Origin of the sequence: Pontibacter sp. BAB1700 (genome assembly GCF_000277005.1) — a bacterium.
Taxonomy (GTDB): Bacteria; Bacteroidota; Bacteroidia; order Cytophagales; family Hymenobacteraceae; genus Pontibacter; species Pontibacter lucknowensis.
On the sequence record NZ_AKIS01000054.1, the window covers coordinates 1 to 24,747 of the forward strand.

The window sequence follows — 24,747 nt, forward strand, 5'->3', positions numbered from 1 at the left end:
GTTTGCACCTGCCGACTCTTGTTACGAAGCGGCACAAACTTATCAGCTTTTGGCATACCGATAAACTCCACCCGACCCTGCACCGGTCCGCACTGCCTGTACTTGTCCAGCGAATCCTGTCCCTCAAGCAGGTTCAGATCAAATGACAGCGGAGGGAACAAGTTGCTCACACTGGAGTGCTGCACATAAACAGTGGGTATGCCTAACTGCTTCGCTGCCAGCAGCATGGCACGGGCATCGGCGTTGTGGTCGTTGGCAAAGACGATGGCTTGCGGTCGATACTTCTGAAGCTTCTGCAGGTATACCTCATAGAAACCGATGGCATCGTAAAGCAGATCCACGAAGCGGAGGGTGCTGTGCTTGCGATGTGATAGAAACTGAAAGAACAGCGGCAGAAACTTGTAGTAATAGAACAGTTTTTTGCGCAGTGAGAGCCGCGCCACCTGTTGGTTATACCTGCCAATGGCTTTGCTCTGGCCCGCTACCATTACGGCATCAGGTATAGCTGCCTCTAAAAAGTGCAGACTGTCGTAATTGTTCTGACTCACCACATACAGCCATACCTTTCCTTGTAGTTGCTCCGGCTGCTCCACAGACCGGAACAGATTGCCAAACAGCCGCACCAGGGTATAGCCGGCCATGCGCAGCAGTCGCATGAAAGGGTTGGCAGGGGAGGCTGCATTTTTGGCGCTTTCCGGCAGTTTGTAGAAGCCTTCGGAAAAGTGCAGGTATAGGATGTTGCTGTACAGGGTATACCAGTCTTTCATGTGTTATACCATGTCCCAACTAAGCGGTGTACCTGCTTTGATGTCCTGAGCTGCATTTTTGCCCAGCAGGTTGTCATAGTGTTTCGGCGGTAGCCCCAGGCCCGGACGGATCACCCGGATATTCTCTTTCGTGAACGCTTCGCCTGCCTTAATATCCTGCGCGGCATAGACAGAGCGCTTGAAAAGCCGGCTCTTCTCTTCGGCCCGCTGCACACCGTACTGCACCTGCCCAGCGCCAGCCAGGCTCTTTCTGACTCTACCACCAGCGAGTGTAACTCAGCTGGCTCCAGCGAGAAAGCTGAGTCCACGCCACCGTCGGCGCGACTGAGCGTAAAATGCTTTTCGATGACTGTCGCACCCCAAAGCCACAGCAGCTACTGATGCGCCAACGCCCATAGTATGGTCCGAGAGGCCGACCTGCACGTCGTACAGGGCGCTCAGGTGCGGTATGGTGCGCAGGTTTGTATTCTCAGGCGTGGCTGGATAGGTGGAGGTGCACTTGAGCAGGATCAGCTCCAGACAGCCTTCTTCGCGCAGCACCTGCACGGCTTCGGCGACTTCCTGCACAGTGGCAGCGCCGGTGCTCATGATCACGGGCTTGCCGGTGGCCGCCACTTTGCGTAGCAGCGGGTGGTCGGTGTTCTCAAAAGAGGCAATTTTGTAAGCAGGCGCTCCCAGGCTCTCCAGGAAATCCACTGCCGATTCGTCGAAAGGGGAGGAGAAGGCGATGATGCCGCGCTCCCTGGCCCGCTCGAAAATAGGCTGGTGCCACTCCCAGGGGGTATAGGCCTCTTTGTAGAGGTCATAGAGCTCACGGCCTTTCCACAGCGAACCCTCGTCCTCAATGGTCAGGGCGCCGGGCAAAGTCATGGTGTCAGCGGTGTAGGTTTGCAGCTTGATGGCATCCGCACCCGCATTGGCGGCGGCGTCTACAATGGCCAGCGCCCGCTCCAGGGACTGGTTGTGGTTGCCAGACATCTCTGCGATGATGAAAGGCTTATGACTCGGGCCGATCAGACGGCCGGCAATGCTGATATCGTTGATCATGATTTCTGTTTTAAACTATGCTTGGGCCTTTGGCTGCCAAACAAACCGGAATGCCTTTGGGTATGTCGGATCAGCAGGGCCATACGCAAAACCGGCTTTCTCAAAAGAGCGCACAGAGGCTTTGTGGTCCTGCTGCACCAGTCCTTCTACGAGCTGCACATCCGGCCGGTCCTGTAGCAAATGCTGTATACCTTTGAGCAAAACCATATGCCCAGGCCTTTACCACGATAGTCTGCCGCAATCTGGTAGCTGATTGTAGCTGTGCTGCCGTTCATGTCGAAGCGGATGTGAGCGGCTGGCTTTCCATCTGCTTCAGCAAGATAGAGCATGGCGTTGGTGTTGTCAAGTTTGGCCTGAAACCAGCGGGTATGGTCCTCCAGCGGAATCGGCTCCGGGTTGAACGAGTGCCGGCGCACTTCCGGATCATTGGCCCAGTCGAACAGCTGCTGCAGGTCTTCCGGTACAGCTTTGCGAAGTTTCAGACTTGTCGCCAGGCTCAGGCTTTTGAAAAGCTCCAGCAGTCGCTCCGGGCTTTTGCCATCGAAAAATTGTCGCTGGGTAGTGAGTTGCGCTGCAAATAGCGTTTCGCTCATACCTTGCTGCAGTACTTCTGATAGATTGCCGTAGTCTTGGGCTATACCTTCTGTGGTCAGAAATTGGTGCATACCGGTCTGGTTGTCGGCAGTTTGCTTCACAAACAGAAGCCCACCCACAGCGGCGTATTCATAAGAAATGCCGCTGGCGGAGGTGATGGCAGCCTGGCATTTAGCCATCAGGCGGCGCAGACTCTCAGCGGAAAGATCGCGGTGCAGTTTGGCTTGTGGCAGGTCTTTCAGGTACTGTTTCAGTTCGTGTAATCGGTTATAGGCGCTGCCCACCACTATTTCGATGTACTTGACAGCAGGTATGGCTTGCAATGCTTCCAGTGCCTGCAAGGTATGGTTATCCGGATCGGCACCGCCCATGCAAACCATCACACGCAGCTCACCTTCAGGTATAGCCCTGGCAGCTTTGGCGGCTCTCAGGAAAGCAGGACGCAGCAGCGCATAGTGTGGGCCGAGCAGCAGTCGGGTATAGGGTGCAGTCTGATATTTCTCCGGCGAAACGCCGCCAGCCTGGTTGATGACCGCATCTGCTACGAAGGGATAGGTATGGATATCGTCGATGCAAACCAGAGCCGCACCACGTGATTTTATGTTTTGCTGGTAAGCCGTGCCGAAGGTATAGCCGTCCAGCACCACGATCTCTTCCGCTGAAATATAGGCATCCAGTTCGTGCACAAAGCGATCTGCATCAGGTTCAGCAGGAGGAAGCACGATGATACCATCGCATACCTCTCGTATCCGCTCCTGCAAAGCCTGGTCAGGCGACTGAATGGCGAACACGCACTCAAACTCCTTGCGCAGCATGTGCACCAGCGCCAGTGAACGGGTCACGTGGCCCAGTCCGATACGGCTGTTTCCGTCTGCCCTGAAAATAATGCGTGTCTTCCTGTCCATGCTATTGTAGTTTTAGCAGCGCTCTTAGAGCTTTCGTAGTGCTCTCGTAAATCCTCCGGCCTGCAGCAACTGCCTGGCTGCTGAGATTTCTTCCTCTTCGGTCACAAAAACCTGCCGCTGCGAATTGGCCGCATTGATCTCCTGCACCCAGGGCTGCTCCCGGAGCAGTGTGCTAATCGCCTCGTGCGTAATTAGTTTACCCAGTTTCCAGAGCCGCTCAAAAAGCAGCGCGGCCAGCGCATAGTCGGTAGGGTAGTCTACGGTCAGGCGCAGCTGAGTGATGTCCGACTCGAAATGCAGGGTCTGGTTTTTGAATCCGGCTTCTCTTCTGATGTAAGGCGTCACATGCTCCCGGTCGGCTGTTGCCGTAGCCAGAGTAGCGGCTTTTTCCAGCGCCTCGTGGGTAAAGACCTCCACGTTGGTGCCCAGGGGCAGGCCGGTGGTGATGATATAGTCTGATGCTGTCTGCAGCAGCTTCTCTACTGCCAGATCAATCATCTCCGGCATCACAAAAGGGTTGTCGCCAGTGAGGCGCACGATCACATCCAGCTCGTAGGTATGCGCCGCCTGACGGAACCTGTCCAGCACATCATCGGCTGAGCCGCGAACACAAGGAATTTCCCGAGAGCTGCAAAAAGTTTCGATGGTATCGTCCCCGCTTCGGGTGGTGGTCGCGATGATGGTTTGCTGCAGCGATTTGGCAGCACGGGCATTTGTCACCACATGCTCCAGCAGACTGGTATTTCCGCTAAACGGGAGCGGCAGCAGGGCCTTACCCGGCAGTCGCTCCGAGCCCAGGCGTACTTGTATGATGGCGCCGACTTTTACCATGCCGTCCAGCCTCCGTCCAGTACCATGTTCTGTCCCGTCATAAAGGCCGAGGCGTCAGAGGCCAGGTATACGAAAGCCCCTTTCAGGTCGTCAGGCTTACCGATGCGGCCCAGTGGGTTCTTCTTCTTCAGCTGCTCCACAAACACTTCGTTTTCCTGCACCTGCTCACTCGGGAAAGGCCCCGGCGTTACCGCATTGACTGTAATGTTATACTTACCCAGGTAACAGGCAAAGTAGCGCGTGAGTTGTAGCACGCCCGCTTTGGCAGCTCCGTAGTGCGGCGGGTTCAGGAAAGCAGGACTCTCGTCGTAAATGCTGAAATCAGGGGAAACCATGCCGTACATGGACGACACGTTGATGATGCGGCCGCCGTTTTGCTTCAGGTAGGGTATCACCTCCCGGATGCAGCGGTAAACGCTGTTGAGGTTTCCGTCGATGCCATAGGCCCATTCTTCGTCCGTGAGCTGCTCCGGCTGCTGTCCTTTGGAGTAAAAGGCGTTGTTTACCAGTACATCGATCCGGCCCTGTTCCTGCTGCACCTGTTCAAAAGCGGCTGCAACAGTTTTCGTATCGGAAATGTCGCAGTAGACGAAGGACAGGCTAAGATCGCCATGCTCACTGAAAGCCTCCCTGAATTTTTCTTCGCTTCGGCCCAGCACATAAACGGTAGCGCCTGCCTCGGCCAGACCCAGACTGATGGCGGTGCCCAGGTGGCCATAGCCGCCTGTGACGAGGGCCACCTTGCCTCAGGGAAAATAGATCGATCAGATTGCTGCTCATCGTGCGGACCACTTGTAGGGTAAAAGTATCGTTTCGTTTTCTTCTTTCAATTCTAGCAGCTCGGTATGCAGCGCTTCAGGCAAGGGCATCTTGCTGAAGCTGATGTTCTCCTGCAGGGTCTGCAGGCTTTCCACACCGATCACCACTCTGGAAATATAGGGATTTGCCAGCGCAAAACCCAGACAAACCGCTCCGATCGGGAGCTGGTACGCCTTAGCCAGTTGCTGAAGTCGCTCCAGTTTTGGAGCTGCTTCCTTTAGATATAGCGGCAGTTGGTCCGGCTGCATAAAGTACAGCCCCTGAAGGTATACGGAGCGTATGTGCGTTTCAATACCTCGATTTTTCAGTTCCGGCAGCAGCTCCTCAAAGCGCCTGTCGAAAATACTGTAGGGAAACTGCACCAGATCGATCGGCGCCTCCCGCAGCAGCAGTTCCTCCGCTTCCGCCGGATGGTAGAGCGAGATTCCCACCTTCTCCACCTGCCCTGATGATTTCATCTCCTGCAGCTCGTCCAGCACTTTAGGTTTATCGCTGTAACTCGCATAGCTGTGCAGCAGGTAGCCATAGAGCTTATCTGCGCCCAGAAGCTCCAGAGATTCCCTAAATGCCTGCGCGATGCTTTTGTCGGGTTGGTTGGGTGGGTACTTACTGATGATGCGGAAAGGTGCGGGCAAGTTGTGAAGGACCTTGCCCAGACACTGCTCGCTGTTGCCGTAGGCCGCTGCCGTGTCCAGGGTGTCTATACCTGCCTTCGCCGCTTCAGTTAGTATGGTGGCTATCTCGCTTCAGGAATTTGCCCACGCTGGTTGCTGATGCCGTAAGGGAGACCAAACTGCGCCGTGCCCAGGATCAGCCGCTTTGTCGGTGATGGATTACCTTGACTCAAGCCGTACAAAACTCTTTTACCTTCTCAATCACGTAAGCTTGCTCTTCTTCCGTCAGCGTAGGGTACATCGGCAGACTCAGGCAAGCCTCGTAGTAACGCTCTGCCTTCGGGAGGTCGCCTTTTTTGTGGCCCAAGCTGCGGTAGTAGGGCATGGTGTGGGCCGGGATGTAGTGCACCTGCGCAAAGATCTGGTGCCCGCGCAGAAAGTCATACAGCCCTTTGCGGTCAGCTACCTGGATCACGTACAGGTGGTAGGCGTGGCCCGTCTCACCCGCCTCGGTCATAGCCGCCGGATTGGTGCCCAGCACTGCTATACCTTTCGCGTCTGCAAAAGCTTCATCGTATACCCTGGCGATCTGCCTTCTGCGGACCATGCCCTCGTCGGCGCGGCTCAGCTGGCTGATGCCCAGGGCGCAGAGCATGTCGGGAATGCGGTAGTTGTAGCCCAGTGCCTGCATCTCCATGTACCAGCCGCCGTGGTTCTCCTCCAAAAGGTCCGCATCGCGGGTGATGCCGTGGGTGCGGTAGAGCAGTAGCTTCTTGTAGAGCGCCTCGTCGTTGGTGGTCACCATGCCTCCCTCGCTCGTGGCGATGTGCTTGACGGGGTGGAAGGAGAAGATGGCCATGTCAGCATACCTGCCGTTGCCGCAGAACTGCCGCTCGCCTTTGCTGTCGACAAAGAAGCCGCCCGGGGAGTGGGCCGCGTCCTCGATGATCCACAGCCCGTGCTCGTCGGCCAACCCACGCAGTTGCTCCAGGTTCACCGGGTTGCCGGCAAAGTCCACTGGGATGATGCCGCTGTAGTAGCCCTTGGGTTTGCTCTCCACCATCTGCCGCACCTGCTCTATGTCGATCAGGGCCGTGGCCGGGTCGACGTCGCAGAACTCCATTGTGCCGCCACAGTAGCGCACGCAGTTGGCCGAGGCCACGAAGGTGATGGGGGTGGTGATCACACGCGAGTTCTCGTTCACGCCCAGCGCCATAGTGCACAGGTGCAGCGCGGCCGTGCCGTTGCTTACAGCCACGGCGTACTTGGCCCCCACATACCTGGCGAAGGCCTGCTCAAACTCCGCCACCTTCGGGCCCTGCGTCAGGAAGTCAGACTGCAGCGTCTCCACCACCGCCTGTATGTCGGCCTCGGTGATGTGCTGACGTCCATAAGGTATAGGGCGCATGTGCTTCTCGTTTTGCATGGCAGGAGGAAAAAGAAGTTTAAGAGTTTAGGAGTTGGGGAGTTTAGGAGTTAAGAGTTAAAAGTGGCGAAGGTACTGTAGGGACAGGTCGCAACCTGTCCGAATCATGCACAAACAACAATTAACAATCAGCAATCAACACTTTAACAATTTAAGCCTTAAAATTTGGATCAACATGCTGACGAATCTGCTCACGCAACTGCTCAACAGTGAGCCATTCGGTGTTGGTGCCGGAGTTATACTTGAAACCCAGCTCCACCATTTTGCCATTGTGTGCTTTCATGAAATCCTCCACCGTCCAAAGCGGGGTAGAAGGCACAATCACGTAGTATTTATCAAGCTCCACAGTGTTAAGTGAATCGGTCTCAGTGATCATCTCTTCGTGCAGCTTCTCTCCCGGACGTATACCTACCACTTCTTGTTTACAGTTCGGACCAATGGCTTCAGCCAGGTCGGTGATCACATAAGAAGGAATCTTCGGCACAAAGATCTCACCTCCCCAGTGATGCTGCAGCGCATGGAAAACCAGTTCCACACCTTCTTCCAGCGAAATATTGAAACGGGTCATCTCCGGATGGGTGATCGGCAACACACCTTCTTCACGCTTTTTCAAGAAGAAAGGAACCACTGAACCACGGGAACCGATCACATTGCCGTAACGCACGACTGAGAACTTGATGTCGCGCTTGCCCTTCATGTTATTGGCGGCTACGAAGAGCTTATCAGAGCACAGTTTGGTTGCGCCGTAGAGGTTGATCGGAGCAGCGGCTTTGTCAGTAGACAGTGCCACCACATGCTTCACGCCGGTGTCAAGGGCAGCATTGATGATGTTCTCGGCACCCAGCACATTTGTCTTTATGCATTCCATGGGGTTGTACTCAGCAGCAGGCACCTGTTTCATGGCAGCGGCGTGCACTATAATGTCGATGCCCTCACAAGCTCTTTTGAAACGATCGCCGTCGCGTACGTCGCCAATAAAGTAGCGAACGGAATTGTACTTGCTGTGCGGGAAAACCTGCGACATCTCAAACTGCTTCAGCTCGTCACGGGAATAGATCACCACCCTTTTCACATCCGGAAAACGGGCGTATACCATCTCCACGAACTTCTTTCCAAACGAGCCCGTGCCGCCCGTTACGAGTATAGCTTTATTATTTAGGTCTAATGCCATGCTTATTTTTTGCTTAATACCAGGCTCAGAAACTGTAACCCACGCCAAGCTGCAAGTTAAATATTTAATTGTTGATCTGTAATTGTTAAATTGTTGGATGGATAAATTGTTGATGGCTAATATTGGGATGAAGTTCTTAATTTGCATGAAGCGAGGTAAGCAGGGAATAAATTGATCTGTACATGTGCTTCGTTGTCCAAATTTAAATTCCAAAACCTCTCTATGTTAAAGAAGGCTTTTTTTGGCGTACTCCATGCTTTAGGATACTATTCCCGCTATACCTCGGTGTTGCACCATCCGGACAAACAGGTTTTTACTCCCGGCTATGTCCTCGACTTTAATGAAGTGGAGAGAGCATTCCTGGAAGATTCAGCTCGTAGTTTTAACTACGCCATCGACTATAGCCTGGGCTATCGGCAGAAGGAGCAGTACCTGATTCGGTTGCAGAATGTGGAGGTGTTGGGTAACTCCGGTGCCGTGGTGCTGGATGGAAAGGTCGTGGTGGAATCGGTGGGAGAGGTGAGTCGGCTGGCCAAGTCGGACGCTTTCAAAGAAGTGTCGCTGCTACTGCCTAAAAATCAGAGCGGTCGCTATACCTCGGTGCTGCATCTGCCCTGGGCTGACAACAACAACTACCACTGGTTCTTTGACTGTCTGCCGCGTCTATACCTGGTGCTCGAAAATACCCAGGAGCCGATCCAAGTGATCATGCGACGCAACATGGCCCTATACCAACTCGAAACACTGGCTTTTGTCCTGAAAGACTATCCTCAGGCCGAGGTGGTCTATATAGGGAAGAATGAAAAATGGCAGGTTGATGAATTTGTATTGCCCTCTTTTGTGGCCAATGCACAAAGCGGTTACCTGCCCCGCGAGGTGGTGGACTGGCTGCGGCACAAGGTATGGCAGGGGTATGGTGTGCAGCAGAGCAGCCGCAAAAGGCGCATCTACATCAGCCGCGCCAAGGCCAAAACCCGCCGCGTGCTGAACGAGCAGGAGCTTTTACCGCTACTCGACAGGTATGGCTTTGAAGTGGTGCGTGCCGAGGAACTGACCTACCAGCAGCAGGTGCAGCTGTTTTATGAAACAGAAGCCGTCATCGCTCCCCACGGCGCCGGCCTGACCAACTTGCTTTTCTCGGAGCAATGCCAGGTACTGGAATTCCACCCAGCCAACCTGATCAAGACGCACTACTTCCTGCTCTGCAAAGCCCTCGACTTCAGGTATAGCGCAGTGATGGGCACAACAGGGGATAAATTGGAAAACTATACCGTGCCGATGCAGGAGGTAGAAGCGTGGTTGGAAGGTGTAGGAATTTAGGTATATTTAGTTAACTTGAATTTAAATAGAAGATTTGGCTATAAGCTACCTCCATACATCATGCAACTAGTGGGATATGGAGAAGAAGGTATTCTCTACAGTAGCCGAAAAATCTCAAAAGACTCAAACCGATTTGATCTGTTTGAGAAAATCGAAGAAGGCTTCTACCATTTCGCTGTATATAACTAAAAACAACGACAGCCCAACAAGGTGCAGCCTTAACCCAGCTACGCTCAGGCTTCGGCAGCACAAGACCGTCAAGATGTATGAATAAATCCCTGCTCACTTGCTTGCTGCTTCTTCTTTCTATTGCTGTTCAAGCACAATCTGAGGATAGGTGGGTAGCTTTTAGAGACAGCACTTCAACGTTGATCGGCTTCAAAGATGCTAATGGAAAAGTAAAGATAGCACCTAGGTTTTCGGAGGGGACTAGGGCAAACTACTTTGAGCACATTATTGCTGTGGTGGAGGAGAAGGAGGGCAGGGATGAAAACTATTATCTCACTAAAACTGGCAAAAAAGCTGGAAGGGATAGCCTGCACATCTTCGATTTTGAGGCAGATTGTGAAAGTGAGGGCTTTATACGATTCAGAGACAAAGCCTCCGGTCAGGTAGGTATGTTTGATAAGAATGGAAAGGTCGTGATTCCGGCCCTATACAATCACCTATCGAAGGTGCATAACGGCCTGGTGTGGGCATTGAAGGGTGCGACAGAGAGGTATCTGGACAAACACAAAGAACATTCCGTCTGGGAAGGTGGCGAAGAGCTACTCCTCAATTTGAAGCATGAGATTGTCCTGCGGAATTTTAAGTATGGTCGTAATGTGAATCTATACTCTTTCGAAGCCAGTGCTAAACCCGCCAAAGACCCAAACAGACAAAGCTTCAAATCTGAAAAAGGAGAGTTTTACTCTTTCATCGACTTCGATAGGGAATTTAAAAACTGGCTCAATTCGAACTTACTTAATTCCTTCACTTTTGATAATATGGCGAAAGCTTCACACGACAGCATAACCTTCTGGCTGGAATCGAACGGCTGGATAACAGAAGCTAAGGCGAGTTTCCTGATTAGAAATCTAGATTTGATCAGAGAGAAAATGCTGGTTGTGAAAAAAAACAAAGCCGATTATAATGTATTCATTGATGAGCTTAATCCTTACATGTTTAACGGCAGAAGTTTTGAGAAGTACTACAATAACTGCGGTGAAGCCATAATAGAAAAATATCCGGTTATGCATCTGGTGATCAACACCAAGGCAGGATCTGACGTGGTGCAGAATCGATTCGAGTTTTTGAGAACTGAAAACGGTTACAAACTGATAAGTTTAGTGATCAGGAATGGCGAAATAAAATGAGGTTAGCCTGTAGTGCTTATGCTATACCTTTGGTACTACTAAAAGGCATATTATTTGTGCTGACGAGTGGCTATACCGTCTCATCTGCCGGTGGATTCCCGATGGATGGGAAATCCGTGTCTCTAACCTACGTGGTAGAGGACACCGTGGAGGGTTTCCTGAAAGGAGAAGATACGATACTGAACTATACCTTGCAGTTGATCCATCAAAAGCCAGTTTTATAAGCCAGGAATTTTTAATGTCTTAAATCCTCACAGACAAACTTAAACATCCTATCACATGAAGTTTCTGAAGATCCTATACCTGGTATTTGCTGCCGCCATGCTGGTCGATTTAGTCACCTCCTTCTATACTGACCAGGAAGTATTCAGAGTAATTTTCTGGGAGACCAATATCGTGTGGTATCGTATCTATAAACTTTGTTTTTTGTTATTGGCTGCTGCAGCTTTCTGGGATCAACAGAAGCGTGAAAAATTAAACGAACAGTAAGCTGCCCGCTTGATTTTTAAAACAACACTAAACCTTACGGGGTGTCCGCTATCGAGCAGACGCCCCGTTTCTGTATTACGCTTCTTCCACCAAACCCAGCTCCCGGGTGGAGATTTCCCGCATTTCCACTTTCCGGATCTTGCCCGTTACCGTCATCGGGAACTCCTCTACAAACTTCCAGTACTTCGGTATTTTGAAGGTGGCGATCTGACCTTTGCAGTAGGCAGCAATGTCTTCGGGGGTAGCGTAGAATCCATTTCGGAGTTTCACCCAGGCCATCACTTCTTCACCGTATTTGTGGTCGGGCACGCCGATCACGTGCACATCCGAAATGGCTTCGTGGGTGAGCAGAAACTCTTCTATTTCTCGTGGCGCAATGTTCTCGCCACCCCGTATGATCAGGTCTTTGATGCGGCCACCACCTGCACATAGCCTTCCTCGTCCATCACGGCTAAATCACCAGTGTGCATCCAGCCATTTTGAAGCACCCGCGCAGTTACATCCGGCATATCCCAATAGCCCAGCATCACCGAGTAGCCACGGGTGCAGAGTTCGCCTTTCTGCCCGCGCGGCACGATCAGGCCTGTTTCCGGGTCCACAATCTTTACCTCCAGGTGCGGGTGTACCTTGCCCACGGTCGATACGCGTTTCTCCAGCGGATCGTCCAGCTGGCTCTGCGTCGAGACAGGGGAGGTTTCGGTCATGCCATAGCACACGGTCACCTCCCGCATGTTCATCCGCGACTGCACCTGTTTCATGGTTTCGATGGGGCAGTTGGAGCCGGCCATCACGCCGGTGCGCAACGTCGAGAAGTCGTATTGTTCGAAGTTGGGGTGCTCCAGCTCGGCGATGAACATGGTTGGCACACCATAGAGTGAGGTGCATTTTTCGGACTGTACGGTCTGCATGACCTGTTCCGGGTCAAAGGTCTCGGCCGGAATGACCATGCAGGCGCCGTGTGTGATGCAAGCCAGATTTCCGATCACCATCCCGAAGCAGTGGTAAAAGGGCACCGGTATACAGACGCGATCCTGCTCGGTATACTTCAGCGTCTCCCCGATAAAAAAGCCGTTGTTGAGGATATTGTGATGGGAGAGGGTCGCACCTTTGGGCAAACCAGTAGTACCCGAGGTATACTGAATGTTGATCGGGTCATCGAACTGCAAGGTCGCTTCCCGCTCCGCCAGCTCCTGATCAGTCACGGCTTGCCCTGCTGCGATAAAACGTTCCCAGTCACGCTCCATGATCACGGTGCGGGTCGGGTATTCACAGTCAGGGCGTATGTGATTGAGCATTTCCACATAGTCCGTCTGCCGGAAGTAGTGCGATGCGATGAGCAAACTGATCTGGCTTTGCTTCAGGGCATACTTCAGGTCATTGGTTTTGTAGGCCGGATTGATGTTAACGAGTACCGCACCCACACGGGCAGTGGCAAACTGTACCAGCACCCACTCCACCCGATTAGGCGACCAGATGCCCACCCGGTCTCCTTTCTTTATCCCATAGGCCATCAGACTTTTGGCCACTTGCTCCACTTGTTCCCACAGCTGTCTGTAAGTGGCGCGGTAGTTTTGCGTCACCATCACAAGGGCTTCACGGTCGCCAAATTTTTCTACTGTGTTGCGTAAGCTTTGTCCGATGGTTTCGCCGCGAAGGGGCGTGGTGCTTATGCCGTGGCTATAGGAGGGCGTGCTGTTCATGGGATCGTACCTTTAATATTGCTGTGTATTTGTCAGTTGGTTGCACAATTCATGTTTGAACATTTAAGTTAAAAATCGTCTTCCAGAAAAGCACGTGAAATGTTGCTAATTTGCTATAGCTGGAAAAGTGTAGAGGGCTATACCCAGAACCATGATTTCCGTAGCCGTCTGCAGGTATAGTATATTGATTGCGGGTATAAAGGATTATTATCTTAATTTTAGAGTGATGGTAGGTATAGTTAGTTACGAAGGGAGAAACAACTTGAGCCATCAGCTTGATCTAAAACCAAACAGACCGTTCTATGGAAATCATATCGCTTGCAGACCGTCCGGAATTGACGCAACCAGCTATTCAATATTTCTGGAAGTGCTGGGGCAGCGCATCTAACTTCAAGTTTTATGAGGACTGCATCCTGTACTCGGTTCAGGATAAGTCGCGGCTGCCTATGTTTTATGTGCTGCTGCATGAAGAGCGTATTGTAGGCTCCTACGCTCTGCTCACCAACGATATCATCAGCCGACAGGACCTGATGCCCTGGCTGGCCTGCCTCTATGTGAACGAAGAGCACCGTGGCCAAGGTATAGCCAGCCAGCTACTACAGCACGGTCTGGCAGAAGCAAACCGTCTTGGCTATCAACAGCTACACCTGAGCACAGACCTTGAGAACTTCTATGAACGCAAAGGCTGGCTATACCTTACTGATGGGTATAATGTGATGGGAGAGGCTATTAAGATCTATACCTGCAAAACTGCTCAATCATCTTCGAAATCTTCCTGAGGGGACTATTATACTAAATGCTCCCATAACTATCCGACACTAACTACATGCCGCTTACAGGATTGGAAATACGCAGCTTTTCCCGGACTTTCAATCGGAATACAATCTCAAGCAATCTTATTTTATTAATTATACTTTATTAATGATTAATGGAATAATAATTGCTTGCATAGAATATTATGAATACATTGTAATTAACGTTCCACCTCTAATAGAGCTACATGATGAATAAACTTTACAAATCCGGCCTGATCCTGGCTTGCCTCTCCTTTTCATTTTATAGCTGCGACTCCAATAAGGAGGGTGAAGATGTGTTACCTACCCAAGACGAGCTAGAGTACATCGTAATTGACGCCAATACCACTGACCAGCCTGTCCGACCTGATATAAATGCGAATATTGATGGGGCGTTTGCTTACAGAGAAAATCATTATATAGCTCCAGCGCCCCATCAGTTTACCATTGACAAAAAATACTTTTGGGCACACTACAGCGGTTAGGACAAAAATGTGACTGAACTCCCACTTCATGGTAGCAAAGTAAATGGGGAGGCCATGTGCATGAATGGCCTTACAGGCTGTGACAATTTAAAGCCTTCTACTCTCTGGAACTTTTATGGAACGCAGGCGCAGGACAGGAGGCTGAAATGGGAGTATCTCAACAAAGACAAAAGCAAAGGTTATCGTGTAGAAATGACCAACGTCCCAACGCCTGCCACTGTAGTAGAAGCGCCTGTTCGTATTTTGTGGGGGGAAAACATCAATTTTCAATTTGAAAGAAACAGTGCGGCAGATAGTGTTGTAATAGCGCTGCTCTTTGTGCCTAAAGACAAGATAGACGATATACTTCCATTCCCAGTTATTGGAGGTACGCGATCATGGATATTCGCTGCCAAACCTAACGAATCGTCGATTACCATGAAGAAAGAAGTGCTGCAAAGCATGGGGCAGAGATCTGGATTTCCGACTGCAAACGATTCAGTTTTCGTTAATGTAATGACATCCCGCCATGTTATCAAAAATATAGACAACAAGAAGATATTGATCTCCTACACGATAAATGATATAAGACCTGTCGTGCTGGAAAGAGATGTCGACTAAACCTTAGCAGCTTTTGCCGTTAACCGCTTCACCACCTTGGCCAGCTTCTCTGTCAGGGCCCTTCTCGAAAACTGCGAATGGTTGATGTAGGGCAGGTCAAGGTTCGGTTGATGGACCAGGCTTTGCTCATCTGCATCATGTGGTCAAGCATCAGCTCGTAGGCCGTGTAGTGGAACAGGCGGCCGGCACCGCATTCGTCAATGATGCGGTCGGTGTCGGAGTGTACAGGGCCCAGGCAAACGATCGGTTTGTTCGACGCCAGATACTCAAACAGCTTGCCCGGCACATTGGAGTACACGGCGGGTACATCAGCGATGGCCATGAGCAGCATCGTGCTTTCCATCAGGTACTTAATGGCTTCGTTATGCGGCACGTGCGGCACAAATTCCGTTATACCTTCCAGTCCGGCCTTACGGATACGCTGTTTCACACCCTCCGACGCTTTGCCCACAAAGCGTAGCTTGTAGTTGATATCGGTGTTCACAGACCTTAGGTGCGCAATCGCCTTCAGAAACACATCAATGTTATAGTTTTCTGTGATCGTACCGGTATAGGTGATCAGGAACTCGTCCTGTGGTGGCGTAGAAGGGTATATAAAGTCATCCTCATCATACCCGTTCGGGATTACATGGATCTTATCCGGATTTATATTAACGGGTTTATTCAGAAAAAGTCGTTTCGTATCCTCACTGGTCACGACTACAGCATCGGCCTTCTCGAGCACCTGCAGCTCATATTTCTTATCGATGCGCTTGGCGATAGGGGTGTGGTACAGCTGGTCGTAATAGTGAATGTTTGTCCAGGGTCGCGGAGGTCCGCTATCCAGGGCAGGCCGTACTTTTCCTTCAGCTTCAGTCCGATCAACTGGGTTGAGTGAGGAGGGCTGGTGGTGAGGATTGCCTGGAACTGGTTCTTCTGCAGCAGCTCGCCGGCCTTCCTGAGGGCATACTTGTTCCAACCCACACGGGCATCCGGTATAAACAGGTTGCCGCGCACAAATTTGAATACCTTATCCAGGAAGCCGGTTTTAGCCTCCTCGTTGGCAAAGCCGCTGTAAGGAATTTCTTTCTTGCCGGAGAGTTTTTTGTAATACTCAAAAGGCTCTGAGGTGGCGGTGCGGTACACGGCTGTACCTTCGGGTACTTCTCTTGCAAACGTGTGATCCAGCACCGGGTAAGAGGCTTGCCGCTCATCTACGGTCAACACACTTGGTCGCACACCCGCCTGTGGCAGGTATTTACAAAACTTGAGTCCACGCTGCACGCCCGGCCCTCCTGAAGGGGGCCAGTAGTAGGAGATGTATAGTAAATTGATCTGGTCTGTTTTTTCCAAAGCGATCAGTAGAATAACTTCTTTCCCAAAGATAACGAATGATGCTTAATGATTAATGACGAATGAATAATGAGTTGTAGCCATCTGTAAACATTAATGCAATATGATTCAATATGGCTGTATTCGGCTAATCAACAAAATAGGTTCGCTTACAGATTACAGCCTGAGCAAAAAAACAATGGCCATCAGCTCGTCATCCCATTCTGCACCCATTTTTCATTTTATCTATCTATTCGGCATTACTCATTATTCAGTACCCATTCATCATTACTATAGCAACTATTCCTGATATTCCTTAGTTTTGTAGGTAAATCCAGAATTAGAGAGATGTTTGATAATTTAAGTAACAAACTAGACCGCGCCTTTAAAACCCTCAAAGGCCAGGGAAGCATCACAGAAATCAACGTAGCTGCCACCATCAAAGAGGTACGCCGTGCCCTGGTGGACGCCGACGTGAACTATAAAGTAGCTAAAACAGTAACCGACAAGATCAAGGACGAGGCCATGGGCCGCGACGTACTCATCGCTGTATCTCCGGGCCAGTTGATGGTGAAGATCGTGTACGAGGAGCTGACAGAGCTGATGGGCGGCCATAAGCAGGACATCAACCTGAAAGGCGAGCCAGCCATCATCCTGATCGCGGGTCTGCAGGGTTCTGGTAAAACCACCTTTACAGGCAAGCTGGCGAACTACCTCAAAAAGCAGGCCGCAGTGTGATGGTGGCTGCCTGCGACGTGTACCGTCCGGCTGCAATCAACCAGCTGCAGGTACTGGCCGAGCAGGTAGGAGTAGAGGCTTATACCGAACTGGAAAACAAGAACCCGGTTCAGATCGCCCTCAACGCGGTAGCGCATGCCAAAAAGACAAACAAGAAAGTAGTCATCATCGATACCGCCGGTCGTTTGGCCGTGGACGAAGCCATGATGAAAGAAATAGCCGAGATCAAGGCGGCCGTGAAGCCAACCGAGACCCTGTTCGTGGTAGACTCCATGACCGGTCAGGATGCGGTGAACACAGCCAAGACCTTTAACGAGCGCATCAACTTCGACGGTGTGGTGCTCACCAAGCTCGACGGTGACTCACGTGGTGGTGCTGCCCTGTCGATACGTGCGGTAGTAGAGAAGCCAATCAAATTCATCTCAACGGGTGAGAAGATGGAGGCGCTTGACCTGTTCTACCCGGATCGTATGGCTCAGCGTATCCTCGGCATGGGTGACGTAATCTCCCTCGTCGAGCGAGCGCAGCAGGCCTTTGACGAGGACGAGGCGAAGCGCATCAACAAGAAGATCCGCAAGAACCAGTTCAACTTCGACGACTTCCTGACCCAGCTCGAGCAGATCAAGAAGATGGGTGACATCAAGGACCTCGTGGGCATGATCCCGGGTGTTGGTAAGGCCTTGAAAGATGTAGAGATCGATGAGGGAGCCTTTAAGCCAATCGAAGCGATCATCAAATCGATGACACCCCAGGAGCGCGAGAACCCGGATATGATCAGCGGCAGCCGTCGTGCCCGTATCGCGAAGGGATCAGGTACGGACATCACGCAGGTGAACAATCTGATGAAACAATTCAATGATATGCGCAAGATGATGCGCTCCATGAACAAGATGGCCGGTACCAAAGGCGGTATGGCTAACCTTGCCAAGATGATGGGCGGACGTCGTTAAGCGATTCTGGAGATACAGCAAAGGGCTGAGCTTTCAATAGCTCAGCCCTTTTTATTTAGGAGCAATCCGTGTGCAGTTTCAGTATACCTGCTTATTTTCCTTGCTTGCCCAGCGTCTGAACGCTTCTTGTGCTTCTTCCCGGAGCATCTGTTCCATCGGGATAAAACGGTCTGGCGCATCTTTGTCTATTTCGTCGTAAATGAACTGATCATCAAAGCCCACTGCAGCCGCATCAGCTTTGGAGTTGGCATAGTATACCTTACGGGGGCGGGCCCAGTAAATAGCGCCCAGGCACATGGGGCAGGGTTCACAACTGGTGTACAGCTCACAATCTGTCAGCTGAAAGGTACCTAGCGCCTGACAGGCTTTGCGTATGGCATCCACCTCGGCATGGGCAGTCGGGTCGTTGGTGGCCAGTACATTGTTGTACCCACGGGCAATGATCTCTCCATCACGCACGACGACAGCGCCGAAAGGGCCACCAAAACCCGCTTCCATTTTCTCCAGAGAAAGCCTGATCGCTTCCCGCATAAAGTTTTTCTGTTCTTGTGTCATATGATTAGCTTCACGCTGCAACATACGTAATCGGACTAGCGTCTGGTTAATGAGCCGCGAATTTTAATCCCTGATTTTCTGTGGGGAAGTAGCCAGAATTGTTTGTGGGAAGCTTATCCGAATTTCTATCAGATAAGTATATATAATAGCAATAGCTTACACTACACTTGTGCCTTTTAACGCATACTCGTAGTGCAAGCTATTCTAGCTATTGCTGCTTCCCTTATAAGCAAGCAGCCGGTATTTTAACTGTTAAGTATCTGATTATGTCAGTATATTGTTTTTTAATTGTATTATAAATATCTTCTACTGCTAAATACGAACCATATTTGGTATTAGTTTTGAACAGTCTAAATACGTAAGTATATTTTCGAGATAAATACTGATAATTGGAACTGTCTGATAGCAAATGATTAACAACAGCATGATGAAAAATATTTGTTTGCCTTATTTACAGTTTTCCCCATTTAGGATTCCTCTGCTGAAGTGGGGTGCTATTGTACTTTTTGTCGCCATGCTCGGTGCCTGCACCGCCACACGCGAACAGGAGATAGAAGGAGACGTGAACGAGTTTCGGTCATGGGTGAATACCCAGACAAATAAACTGGAAGAGCGAACGGAAGAAGACTGGAAAAGAACAAAAGAAGACTTTAAGCGTCGCACGGAAGAGCTTGATCGAAAGCAGGAAAGCTTCTCGGAGAAGTTAAAAGCCGACTATCAGCAGATCAAAGCCGATTTCAAAGCCCGTGAAAGAGAGCGCGACAAGCTGGCTGTTGATCAGGCCCAGCTAACAAAGTGGGAGCGCGACCTGCTGGGGCAGTATGCCAATGGCACCTCCCTGAGTGCTGATAATGTAGAAGAAGCCTATAAAAACTTTATGAGCAATGTGCGGGCCCGACATAAAACCTGGGACCAGCAGGACTGGAACATGGCGGCCTCCGTGCTGGATGAGCTGAACCAGCGCAAAGAGGCTTTCGACGAACTGCCCGATGAAACAGAAGTGCGCATCAAAGCCCTTCAGATGGAATTTGTCGCTTTGAAAGAAAGCGAAACAGCCAACGAATAACACGCTATTAACTCCTTACACCCTATGGCCAACCTAGAGAACTTAACACCTGAGCTATACCTTGTCAAAGCTTTTACAGAACAGCCGAATGGAGGCAACACGGCTGGTGTCGTGCTTTTTGCTGACAAGCTTTCACATGAAAGACGCCAGAAGATAGCCGCCATGCTGGGGCTGTCAGAAACAGCTTTTGTATCAGCCTCCAATGTAGGGGATGTGAAAGTCGAGTTCTATACGCCCATAAAGCAGATTCCGCACTGCGGTCACGCGACGGTAGCAGTCTTTAGTTTGCTGTGGAAGAAAGGGCTGCTGCTTAATGGCAGCGCAGTGAAAGAATCCATAGAAGGCCCACGGCAGATCAGTTTTGAAGGAGGCAAGGTATACCAGGCGCAACTGCCGCCTCAGTATACGCCCATTGAAGCTGCAGCTATCAATCCCCATCTGATTGCCGCAGCGCTTGGGCTTCCGGAGGGTTTCGCTTTCCCGTCAGTGCCCGTCATTGCAAGCACAGGAGTTCCTTTTTTGCTGGTGCCTATTCCTGACGAGGGTACCCTGCATCAACTTCAACCTGATCAGGAACTTGTTCGATCAGTCTCGGATAAGGCGGGTTTGGTAGGCTTCTACGCATTCACGACGGCTACATCGCTTGCTGACGCAAATGCCCGTATGTTTGCCCCAAGCTATGGTATACCTGAAGAGTCTGCCACCGGTATGGCAGCGGGACCGCTTGCCTGCTACCTGCACGATTATCTGCAGCAGCAAAAACCAAATTTCCTGATACACCAGGGTTATCACATGCGCCACCCGTCACCAAGTCAGATCGAAGTGATGCTGCAGCTTGACGGAGAGGGGCACATCACAGGCTTGCGGGCCGGGGGGCACGGACTTGTGATTAGACAGATGGAGTTAGGAGATTTTTAGGTCTGGTTACTTTAGCCACTGCTGCCGCAGTCGGGAGATTTGCCGGGCATGGTGATCGAAGTGGTCCTGCAGAAAAGCCAGTGTTTGGGTGATTGTGAGCATACCTGCATACGGGTGACGAAAAACACACTTGTCCAACAATGGACGCGGAAGCTCCGTCAGGGTGTCCTCGAGCTGATAGCGGGCCGCGTCCCACTGGATGCGCAGTGAGTTCAGGCTTGCGTGTGCCGGTACTTTCGCGACTGCGGCAGGTGCCTTGAATTTCATGCCCGAATGAAGTGCAACACGAAGCAAGAGAGAGCGGAGTGTATGCGCCAGTGAGGCAGATTCCAGTTCTTCTTCCTGCACTTTGCGCTGAATGTAACTGTTGGTCAGTTGCTCTACCTGTATCAGGTGAGCTACAATCTGGTTGATGGACCACTTACCAGTGGCGGCGGGCCGGTTTAAAAGCTCTTCATCCAGGCCCTCGAGCTCGCCGATCAGTCGGTTGCGCGACTCTTCCAGTTTTAAGTATCGGCTTTCAAGCACAGGATTCATGAATTGAATGTGGCTAAATAGTGTCGTGTTCATAGGTAAACGCAGGTCTAGGTCGATTATTGATTGCCAATCTACATAAATTTCTGATTAATGCAACGGGGTATGCTATTTTTTTATCTCTAAATAGTTGATAATTAGGCAAGTGATTCAATATGGAGTAAAATATATAATTGGATAAGTTCAACTTTAAGAAAAGAAAGGAAGAGATTTCTTTTCTTTGCAAAAAAGAATCAGACAGCATGAAGATGACTAATGACCCGGTAGGGGCTGCTATACAGGACTTTATGGCCGGAAACCTTGAGGCAAGCATCGTGGTGGAAAGTAACCTGACCGAAGATGACGAGATAAGAGTAGCTTACCTGTTTCGCACACCCGATGGAATGCCGGAACTAGAACTGCTGGCGCTGGAGGCCTGCCGCGGGCGTGTACTGGATGTGGGCGCGGGGGCCGGTTGCCACAGCCTGGCGCTGCAGGAGCGTGGGGTTGATGTAACAGCGCTCGATCTGTCAGCCGGAGCGGTACAGGCCATGCAGGCGCAAGGTGTACGGCAGGTAGTGCAGCAGGATATTTTTAAACTGAGTGGCGAGCGATATGACACGCTGCTGCTGCTGATGAACGGAATAGGTATAGCCGGTGACCTGGAGGGGCTGGAGCGCTTCCTGGAGCATGCCAAAACGCTTCTTAATCCGGGTGGGCAGATTCTGCTCGAGTCCTCTGACATACTCTACATGTTTGAAGAAGAGGATGGCTCTGTGCTGCTTGATCTGAATGCGGGCTACTATGGGGAAGTAATGTATAATATGCGCTACAAGGAGCATGAGACAGGAGAGTTCAGGTGGCTTTTTATTAATCCTGCTATCCTAGAAGACTACGCTACTGACCACGGCTATACCTTCGGGCAGGTTTATGAGGGCGAGTTTGGCAACTACCTGGCCCGACTCGTGCTTCAGCCTGCCTAGCATTGCGCTCTCTGCCTTTCCCAAATCCTGGAGTACGCTTTGCCGTATGGGATTACTTAAGGGAAACAGAAAGCAGGTATGCAGAAAAAGCTTAAAACAACCTGGGAACTTACCAAGCAGACTTTTAAGAAGTTCTTCGACGACAATCCACTGGATTACGCCGCGATCATCGGCTTTTATACCATCTTCTCGCTGCCAGCCGTCCTGATCATCACCATCCGGATTGCAGGTGCTGCTTTTGGGCAGGATGCAGTGCGTGGGGAGGTCGTAAATCAGGTTGGCGGAATCATGGGGCGCAACAGCGCATCCCAGATCCAGAGCATTATCGAAAATGCCAGCCAGTCGGAGTCAAGTACTATTGGGACCATTGTGGGCGTGCTGGTCATGGCCTTTAGTGCGACAACCGTGTTTGTAGCGCTGCAGGACTCGCTCAATGCCATGTGGAAGGTGAAAGCAAAGGCAGACAAAGGCCTTATGAAACTGGTGCTCGGGCGCATCCTGTCGCTGGCGCTGGTAGTCAGTTTCGGGTTTCTGCTGCTCGTCTCGCTCTCGATTGATGTGGTGCTGGGACTGGTGTATGATTACCTGCGGCAGGAGCTCTCAGGTATAGCGGTATACCTGGTCACGATTGGTAACATGCTGGTATCCATTGCCATTGCCACTGTTATTTTTGCGGCTATCTTCAAAGTACTGCCAGACGCCAAAATTCGCTGGCCGAATGTATGGGTGGGCGCTGCGGTCACAGCCATACTGTTTACACTGGGCAAGTACGTCCTCAACATTTACTTTCAACATGACCCACTGGCCGATACCTACGGGGCTGCCGGCTCACTCGTACTGATTCTGGTTTGGGTATACTATACCTCGATCATCTTTCTTTTGGGCGCGGAATTCACGCAGGTATATTCCGAAGAACATGACCAGGGGATAAAACCCTCTGACACCGCCGTAAAGGTGGAGAAGCAGGAAGTGGAGGAAGATGAAGAAACTGGCAAGGTGGAGGTAAAACGGAAGTCGGGGCTAAACTAAAACGAACACGGCTGGCAGGAGACAAACAATTTTTGACTGAAACGTATAAAACAGGCAGTTTTAAACGGAATAAGAGAAACTATAGCATAAATTCTAAAATATAACCTATGAAAAACCTTAAATCAGTATTCGCAGCATTTGCGCTACTCTCCCTGTTTCTATACAGTTGTCAGGATGGCGGTTCCGATACCACAGGATCGCAAGATAACACCACCATGGAGTCACAGCATGATGACTCGCAAGACATGGAATCACATCATGGCGAATCCAGTTCCGTAGCATCTGGCACGTACCAGGCAACGTGAAAAAAGTAGAACCTGAACGGACTGAGATCTATGTGGAAACTGACGATAACAAAACACTAGAACTTTATTTCAGAGAGACTACCAGGCTGACCAGAAACGGCGAAACAGTTACATTCGACCAACTGAAGGAAGGCAATAGAGTAGAGGTGCAAGTCGAGAATGAAGGCGACCGCCTCAACCCGATTGCTGTAAGAATACTGGATTAGAAACAGGAACGCGTTGCGGCCTGAACGCAGGCAGTCACTTTAAATTGCGTTCCGAGAGCTTTAAAAAGAATTACTGTGCATTCCTGGCTAGTAACTTTACGCTGGAAGTACTTGGTTCTTTCCATAAAGTCGCTATCAAACACAAAACGCCCCCTGGCTTTTGAGTCAGGGGGCGTTTTTATTTATTGTAAGAAGCTGCTTAAGCTTTCTTATACATTACTTGCTTTACCGCTTCAATCGTACGCTCCACGTTTGGAAGGGAGGCTTCGATCAGAGTAGGGGCATAAGGAAGAGGCACGTCGCGGCAGGTTACACGCTTCACAGGGGCATCCATGTAATCGAATGCGTTGCTCTGGATGTGGTAAGCCAGCTCAGCAGAGATGGAGGCCAGTGGCCAGGCTTCTTCAACTACGACCATGCGGTTGGTTTTTTTCACAGACTCGATCAGCGTTTTGTAGTCGATCGGGCGCACCGTGCGCAGGTCGATTACTTCCGCATTGATGCCATCCTTTGCAAGTTCCTCCGCGGCAGCCAAAACAACTTTCATCATCTTGCCAAACGATACGATGGTCACGTCAGAGCCTTCGCGTTTGATGTCAGCCACACCGATCGGAATCAGGTACTCTTCTTCAGGCACCTCGCCTTTGTCGCCGTACATCTGCTCAGACTCCATGAAGATCACCGGATCGTTGTCGCGGATAGCAGACTTCAGAAGACCTTTGGCGTCGTATGGGTTAGAAGGAACAACTACTTTCAAACCAGGCGTGTTAGCGTACCAGTTTTCGAAGTTCTGGGAGTGCTGAGAAGACAGCATACCAGCGCTACCTGTCGGGCCGCGGAATACCATCGGGCAGGAGTACTGACCGCCTGACATAGACATCATTTTGGCGGCAGAGTTGATCACCTGGTCTATGGCTACCAGTGAGAAGTTGAATGTCATGAACTCTACGATAGGGCGCAGGCCGTTCATAGAGGCACCTACGCCAATACCGGCAAAGCCAAGTTCGGCAATAGGAGTGTCAATCACACGCTCAGGACCAAATTCGTCCAACATGCCCTGGCTCACTTTGTAAGCACCATTGTATTCGGCTACTTCCTCACCCATCAGGAACACGCTCTTGTCACGGCGCATTTCCTCTGACATGGCTTCACGAAGGGCTTCTCTAAACTGTATACTTCGCATATTAATGTTAAAATCTCGGTTCAGTTGGTAAAATTAAGATAAGTCTGTCAATTTGCAATGTATAGCGCGTAAC

The 24,747-nt window shown here is 50.8% G+C and carries 28 protein-coding genes and 3 pseudogenes; 13 read left to right on the top strand and 18 right to left on the bottom strand.

What is annotated here, in order from left to right; all coding sequences use genetic code 11:
• The 11 genes and pseudogenes from O71_RS07325 to pseB all read right to left on the bottom strand — a co-directional run.
• Positions 1-767: pseudogene (locus O71_RS07325) on the bottom strand (hypothetical protein); the annotation flags it as partial.
• A gap of 3 nt (positions 768-770) precedes the next feature.
• Positions 771-932 (bottom strand): annotated as a pseudogene (locus O71_RS26385) (SAF domain-containing protein); the annotation flags it as partial.
• Positions 878-1,075: a hypothetical protein gene (locus O71_RS26390; protein WP_255345362.1), complete on the bottom strand. Its 198-nt coding sequence runs from the start codon at positions 1,073-1,075 to the stop codon at positions 878-880. The pseudogene O71_RS26385 and the gene O71_RS26390, both read right to left, overlap by 55 nt.
• Positions 1,044-1,814 (bottom strand): pseudaminic acid synthase, encoded by a 771-nt coding sequence (pseI, locus tag O71_RS07330; RefSeq protein ID WP_007654908.1) that lies wholly within the window; start codon positions 1,812-1,814, stop codon positions 1,044-1,046. Before pseI ends, O71_RS26390 begins: the two co-directional genes overlap by 32 nt.
• A 15-nt stretch (positions 1,815-1,829) precedes the next feature.
• Complete coding sequence (locus O71_RS23765) at positions 1,830-1,994, bottom strand: hypothetical protein (protein ID WP_155800675.1); 165 nt, start codon at positions 1,992-1,994, stop codon at positions 1,830-1,832.
• Positions 1,961-3,313: a UDP-2,4-diacetamido-2,4,6-trideoxy-beta-L-altropyranose hydrolase gene (pseG, locus tag O71_RS21575; RefSeq protein ID WP_007654914.1), complete on the bottom strand. Its 1,353-nt coding sequence runs from the start codon at positions 3,311-3,313 to the stop codon at positions 1,961-1,963. The genes O71_RS23765 and pseG overlap by 34 nt, the downstream gene beginning before the upstream one ends.
• 24 nt (positions 3,314-3,337) lie before the next feature.
• The gene (locus tag O71_RS21580; RefSeq protein ID WP_007654915.1) at positions 3,338-4,144 is read right to left on the bottom strand and encodes a cytidylyltransferase domain-containing protein; all 807 of its coding nucleotides are present in this window, start codon (positions 4,142-4,144) and stop codon (positions 3,338-3,340) included.
• Positions 4,138-4,884, bottom strand: coding sequence for an SDR family NAD(P)-dependent oxidoreductase (locus O71_RS07345; RefSeq protein ID WP_007654917.1), 747 nt, complete (start codon positions 4,882-4,884; stop codon positions 4,138-4,140). Before O71_RS07345 ends, O71_RS21580 begins: the two co-directional genes overlap by 7 nt.
• Positions 4,885-4,920: 36 nt before the next feature.
• Entirely contained in the window at positions 4,921-5,703 is a 783-nt protein-coding gene (locus O71_RS07350) for an aldo/keto reductase (protein ID WP_081490454.1), read from the bottom strand.
• A gap of 103 nt (positions 5,704-5,806) precedes the next feature.
• Positions 5,807-7,003, bottom strand: a complete 1,197-nt coding sequence (gene pseC / locus O71_RS07355) for a UDP-4-amino-4,6-dideoxy-N-acetyl-beta-L-altrosamine transaminase (RefSeq protein ID WP_007654921.1) — start codon at positions 7,001-7,003, stop codon at positions 5,807-5,809.
• 151 nt (positions 7,004-7,154) lie between these two features.
• Entirely contained in the window at positions 7,155-8,174 is a 1,020-nt protein-coding gene (pseB, locus tag O71_RS07360; RefSeq protein WP_007654923.1) for a UDP-N-acetylglucosamine 4,6-dehydratase (inverting), read from the bottom strand.
• A gap of 222 nt (positions 8,175-8,396) precedes the next feature.
• On the opposite strand from pseB, the gene O71_RS07365 reads away from it, so the two are divergent.
• From O71_RS07365 to O71_RS07385, 4 genes are all read left to right on the top strand, one after another.
• On the top strand, positions 8,397-9,494 hold the full coding sequence (locus tag O71_RS07365) for a DUF563 domain-containing protein (RefSeq protein ID WP_007654925.1): 1,098 nt from the start codon (positions 8,397-8,399) through the stop codon (positions 9,492-9,494).
• Between the two features lie 266 nt (positions 9,495-9,760).
• On the top strand, positions 9,761-10,849 hold the full coding sequence (locus O71_RS07375; RefSeq protein ID WP_071530854.1) for a WG repeat-containing protein: 1,089 nt from the start codon (positions 9,761-9,763) through the stop codon (positions 10,847-10,849).
• Positions 10,850-10,878: 29 nt separating this feature from the next.
• Positions 10,879-11,073, top strand: coding sequence for a hypothetical protein (locus tag O71_RS07380; protein ID WP_040573935.1), 195 nt, complete (start codon positions 10,879-10,881; stop codon positions 11,071-11,073).
• 55 nt (positions 11,074-11,128) lie between these two features.
• Positions 11,129-11,338, top strand: coding sequence for a hypothetical protein (locus O71_RS07385; RefSeq protein ID WP_007654932.1), 210 nt, complete (start codon positions 11,129-11,131; stop codon positions 11,336-11,338).
• A gap of 75 nt (positions 11,339-11,413) precedes the next feature.
• Here the strand turns inward: O71_RS07385 and O71_RS25385 are convergent, their stop codons facing one another.
• The gene (locus tag O71_RS25385; RefSeq protein ID WP_007654934.1) at positions 11,414-11,662 is read right to left on the bottom strand and encodes an AMP-dependent synthetase and ligase; all 249 of its coding nucleotides are present in this window, start codon (positions 11,660-11,662) and stop codon (positions 11,414-11,416) included.
• Between the two features lie 74 nt (positions 11,663-11,736).
• Positions 11,737-13,038 carry an AMP-binding protein gene (locus O71_RS07390; protein WP_007654937.1) on the bottom strand — a complete coding sequence of 434 codons (1,302 nt, stop codon included), beginning with the start codon at positions 13,036-13,038 and terminating at the stop codon, positions 11,737-11,739.
• Positions 13,039-13,340: 302 nt separating this feature from the next.
• Here O71_RS07390 and O71_RS07395 point away from each other — a divergent pair, with 302 nt between their 5' ends.
• The 3 genes from O71_RS07395 (at position 13,341) to O71_RS07405 (ending at position 14,917) form a co-directional block, all read left to right on the top strand.
• The gene (locus O71_RS07395) at positions 13,341-13,817 is read left to right on the top strand and encodes a GNAT family N-acetyltransferase (protein ID WP_007654938.1); all 477 of its coding nucleotides are present in this window, start codon (positions 13,341-13,343) and stop codon (positions 13,815-13,817) included.
• 221 nt (positions 13,818-14,038) lie between these two features.
• Positions 14,039-14,317, top strand: a complete 279-nt coding sequence (locus tag O71_RS07400; RefSeq protein ID WP_007654940.1) for a hypothetical protein — start codon at positions 14,039-14,041, stop codon at positions 14,315-14,317.
• A gap of 9 nt (positions 14,318-14,326) precedes the next feature.
• Positions 14,327-14,917 (top strand): hypothetical protein, encoded by a 591-nt coding sequence (locus O71_RS07405; protein ID WP_007654942.1) that lies wholly within the window; start codon positions 14,327-14,329, stop codon positions 14,915-14,917.
• Between the two features lie 52 nt (positions 14,918-14,969).
• On the opposite strand, the gene O71_RS25390 is transcribed toward O71_RS07405, so the two are convergent.
• A complete protein-coding gene (locus O71_RS25390; RefSeq protein WP_237717753.1) occupies positions 14,970-15,641 on the bottom strand; it encodes a glycosyltransferase in 672 nt (223 codons plus the stop codon).
• Positions 15,617-16,249, bottom strand: coding sequence for a hypothetical protein (locus O71_RS25395; protein WP_237717754.1), 633 nt, complete (start codon positions 16,247-16,249; stop codon positions 15,617-15,619). Before O71_RS25395 ends, O71_RS25390 begins: the two co-directional genes overlap by 25 nt.
• A gap of 327 nt (positions 16,250-16,576) precedes the next feature.
• Between O71_RS25395 and ffh the strand changes: the two are divergent.
• Positions 16,577-17,916, top strand: a pseudogene (gene ffh, locus O71_RS07415) (signal recognition particle protein).
• Positions 17,917-17,994: 78 nt separating this feature from the next.
• On the opposite strand, the gene O71_RS07420 reads toward ffh, so the two are convergent.
• Positions 17,995-18,471, bottom strand: coding sequence for a nucleoside deaminase (locus tag O71_RS07420; RefSeq protein ID WP_040573958.1), 477 nt, complete (start codon positions 18,469-18,471; stop codon positions 17,995-17,997).
• A 514-nt stretch (positions 18,472-18,985) separates the two neighbouring features.
• On the opposite strand from O71_RS07420, the gene O71_RS07425 reads away from it, so the two are divergent.
• Positions 18,986-19,537, top strand: a complete 552-nt coding sequence (locus tag O71_RS07425; protein WP_155800679.1) for a hypothetical protein — start codon at positions 18,986-18,988, stop codon at positions 19,535-19,537.
• A gap of 24 nt (positions 19,538-19,561) precedes the next feature.
• Positions 19,562-20,455 (top strand): PhzF family phenazine biosynthesis protein, encoded by an 894-nt coding sequence (locus O71_RS07430; RefSeq protein ID WP_007654949.1) that lies wholly within the window; start codon positions 19,562-19,564, stop codon positions 20,453-20,455.
• A 6-nt stretch (positions 20,456-20,461) separates the two neighbouring features.
• Here the strand turns inward: O71_RS07430 and O71_RS07435 are convergent, their stop codons facing one another.
• Complete coding sequence (locus O71_RS07435; RefSeq protein WP_234986434.1) at positions 20,462-21,025, bottom strand: DinB family protein; 564 nt, start codon at positions 21,023-21,025, stop codon at positions 20,462-20,464.
• A gap of 206 nt (positions 21,026-21,231) precedes the next feature.
• On the opposite strand from O71_RS07435, the gene O71_RS07440 reads away from it, so the two are divergent.
• The 3 genes from O71_RS07440 (at position 21,232) to O71_RS07450 (ending at position 23,491) form a co-directional block, all read left to right on the top strand.
• Positions 21,232-21,951 carry a bifunctional 2-polyprenyl-6-hydroxyphenol methylase/3-demethylubiquinol 3-O-methyltransferase UbiG gene (locus tag O71_RS07440; RefSeq protein WP_040573961.1) on the top strand — a complete coding sequence of 240 codons (720 nt, stop codon included), beginning with the start codon at positions 21,232-21,234 and terminating at the stop codon, positions 21,949-21,951.
• A gap of 78 nt (positions 21,952-22,029) precedes the next feature.
• Positions 22,030-22,980: a YihY/virulence factor BrkB family protein gene (locus O71_RS07445; protein WP_007654954.1), complete on the top strand. Its 951-nt coding sequence runs from the start codon at positions 22,030-22,032 to the stop codon at positions 22,978-22,980.
• Positions 22,981-23,281: 301 nt separating this feature from the next.
• Entirely contained in the window at positions 23,282-23,491 is a 210-nt protein-coding gene (locus tag O71_RS07450) for a hypothetical protein (RefSeq protein WP_007654958.1), read from the top strand.
• 199 nt (positions 23,492-23,690) lie between these two features.
• Here the strand turns inward: O71_RS07450 and O71_RS07455 are convergent, their stop codons facing one another.
• Positions 23,691-24,674: a pyruvate dehydrogenase complex E1 component subunit beta gene (locus O71_RS07455; protein ID WP_007654960.1), complete on the bottom strand. Its 984-nt coding sequence runs from the start codon at positions 24,672-24,674 to the stop codon at positions 23,691-23,693.
• Positions 24,675-24,747 lie beyond the last annotated feature (73 nt).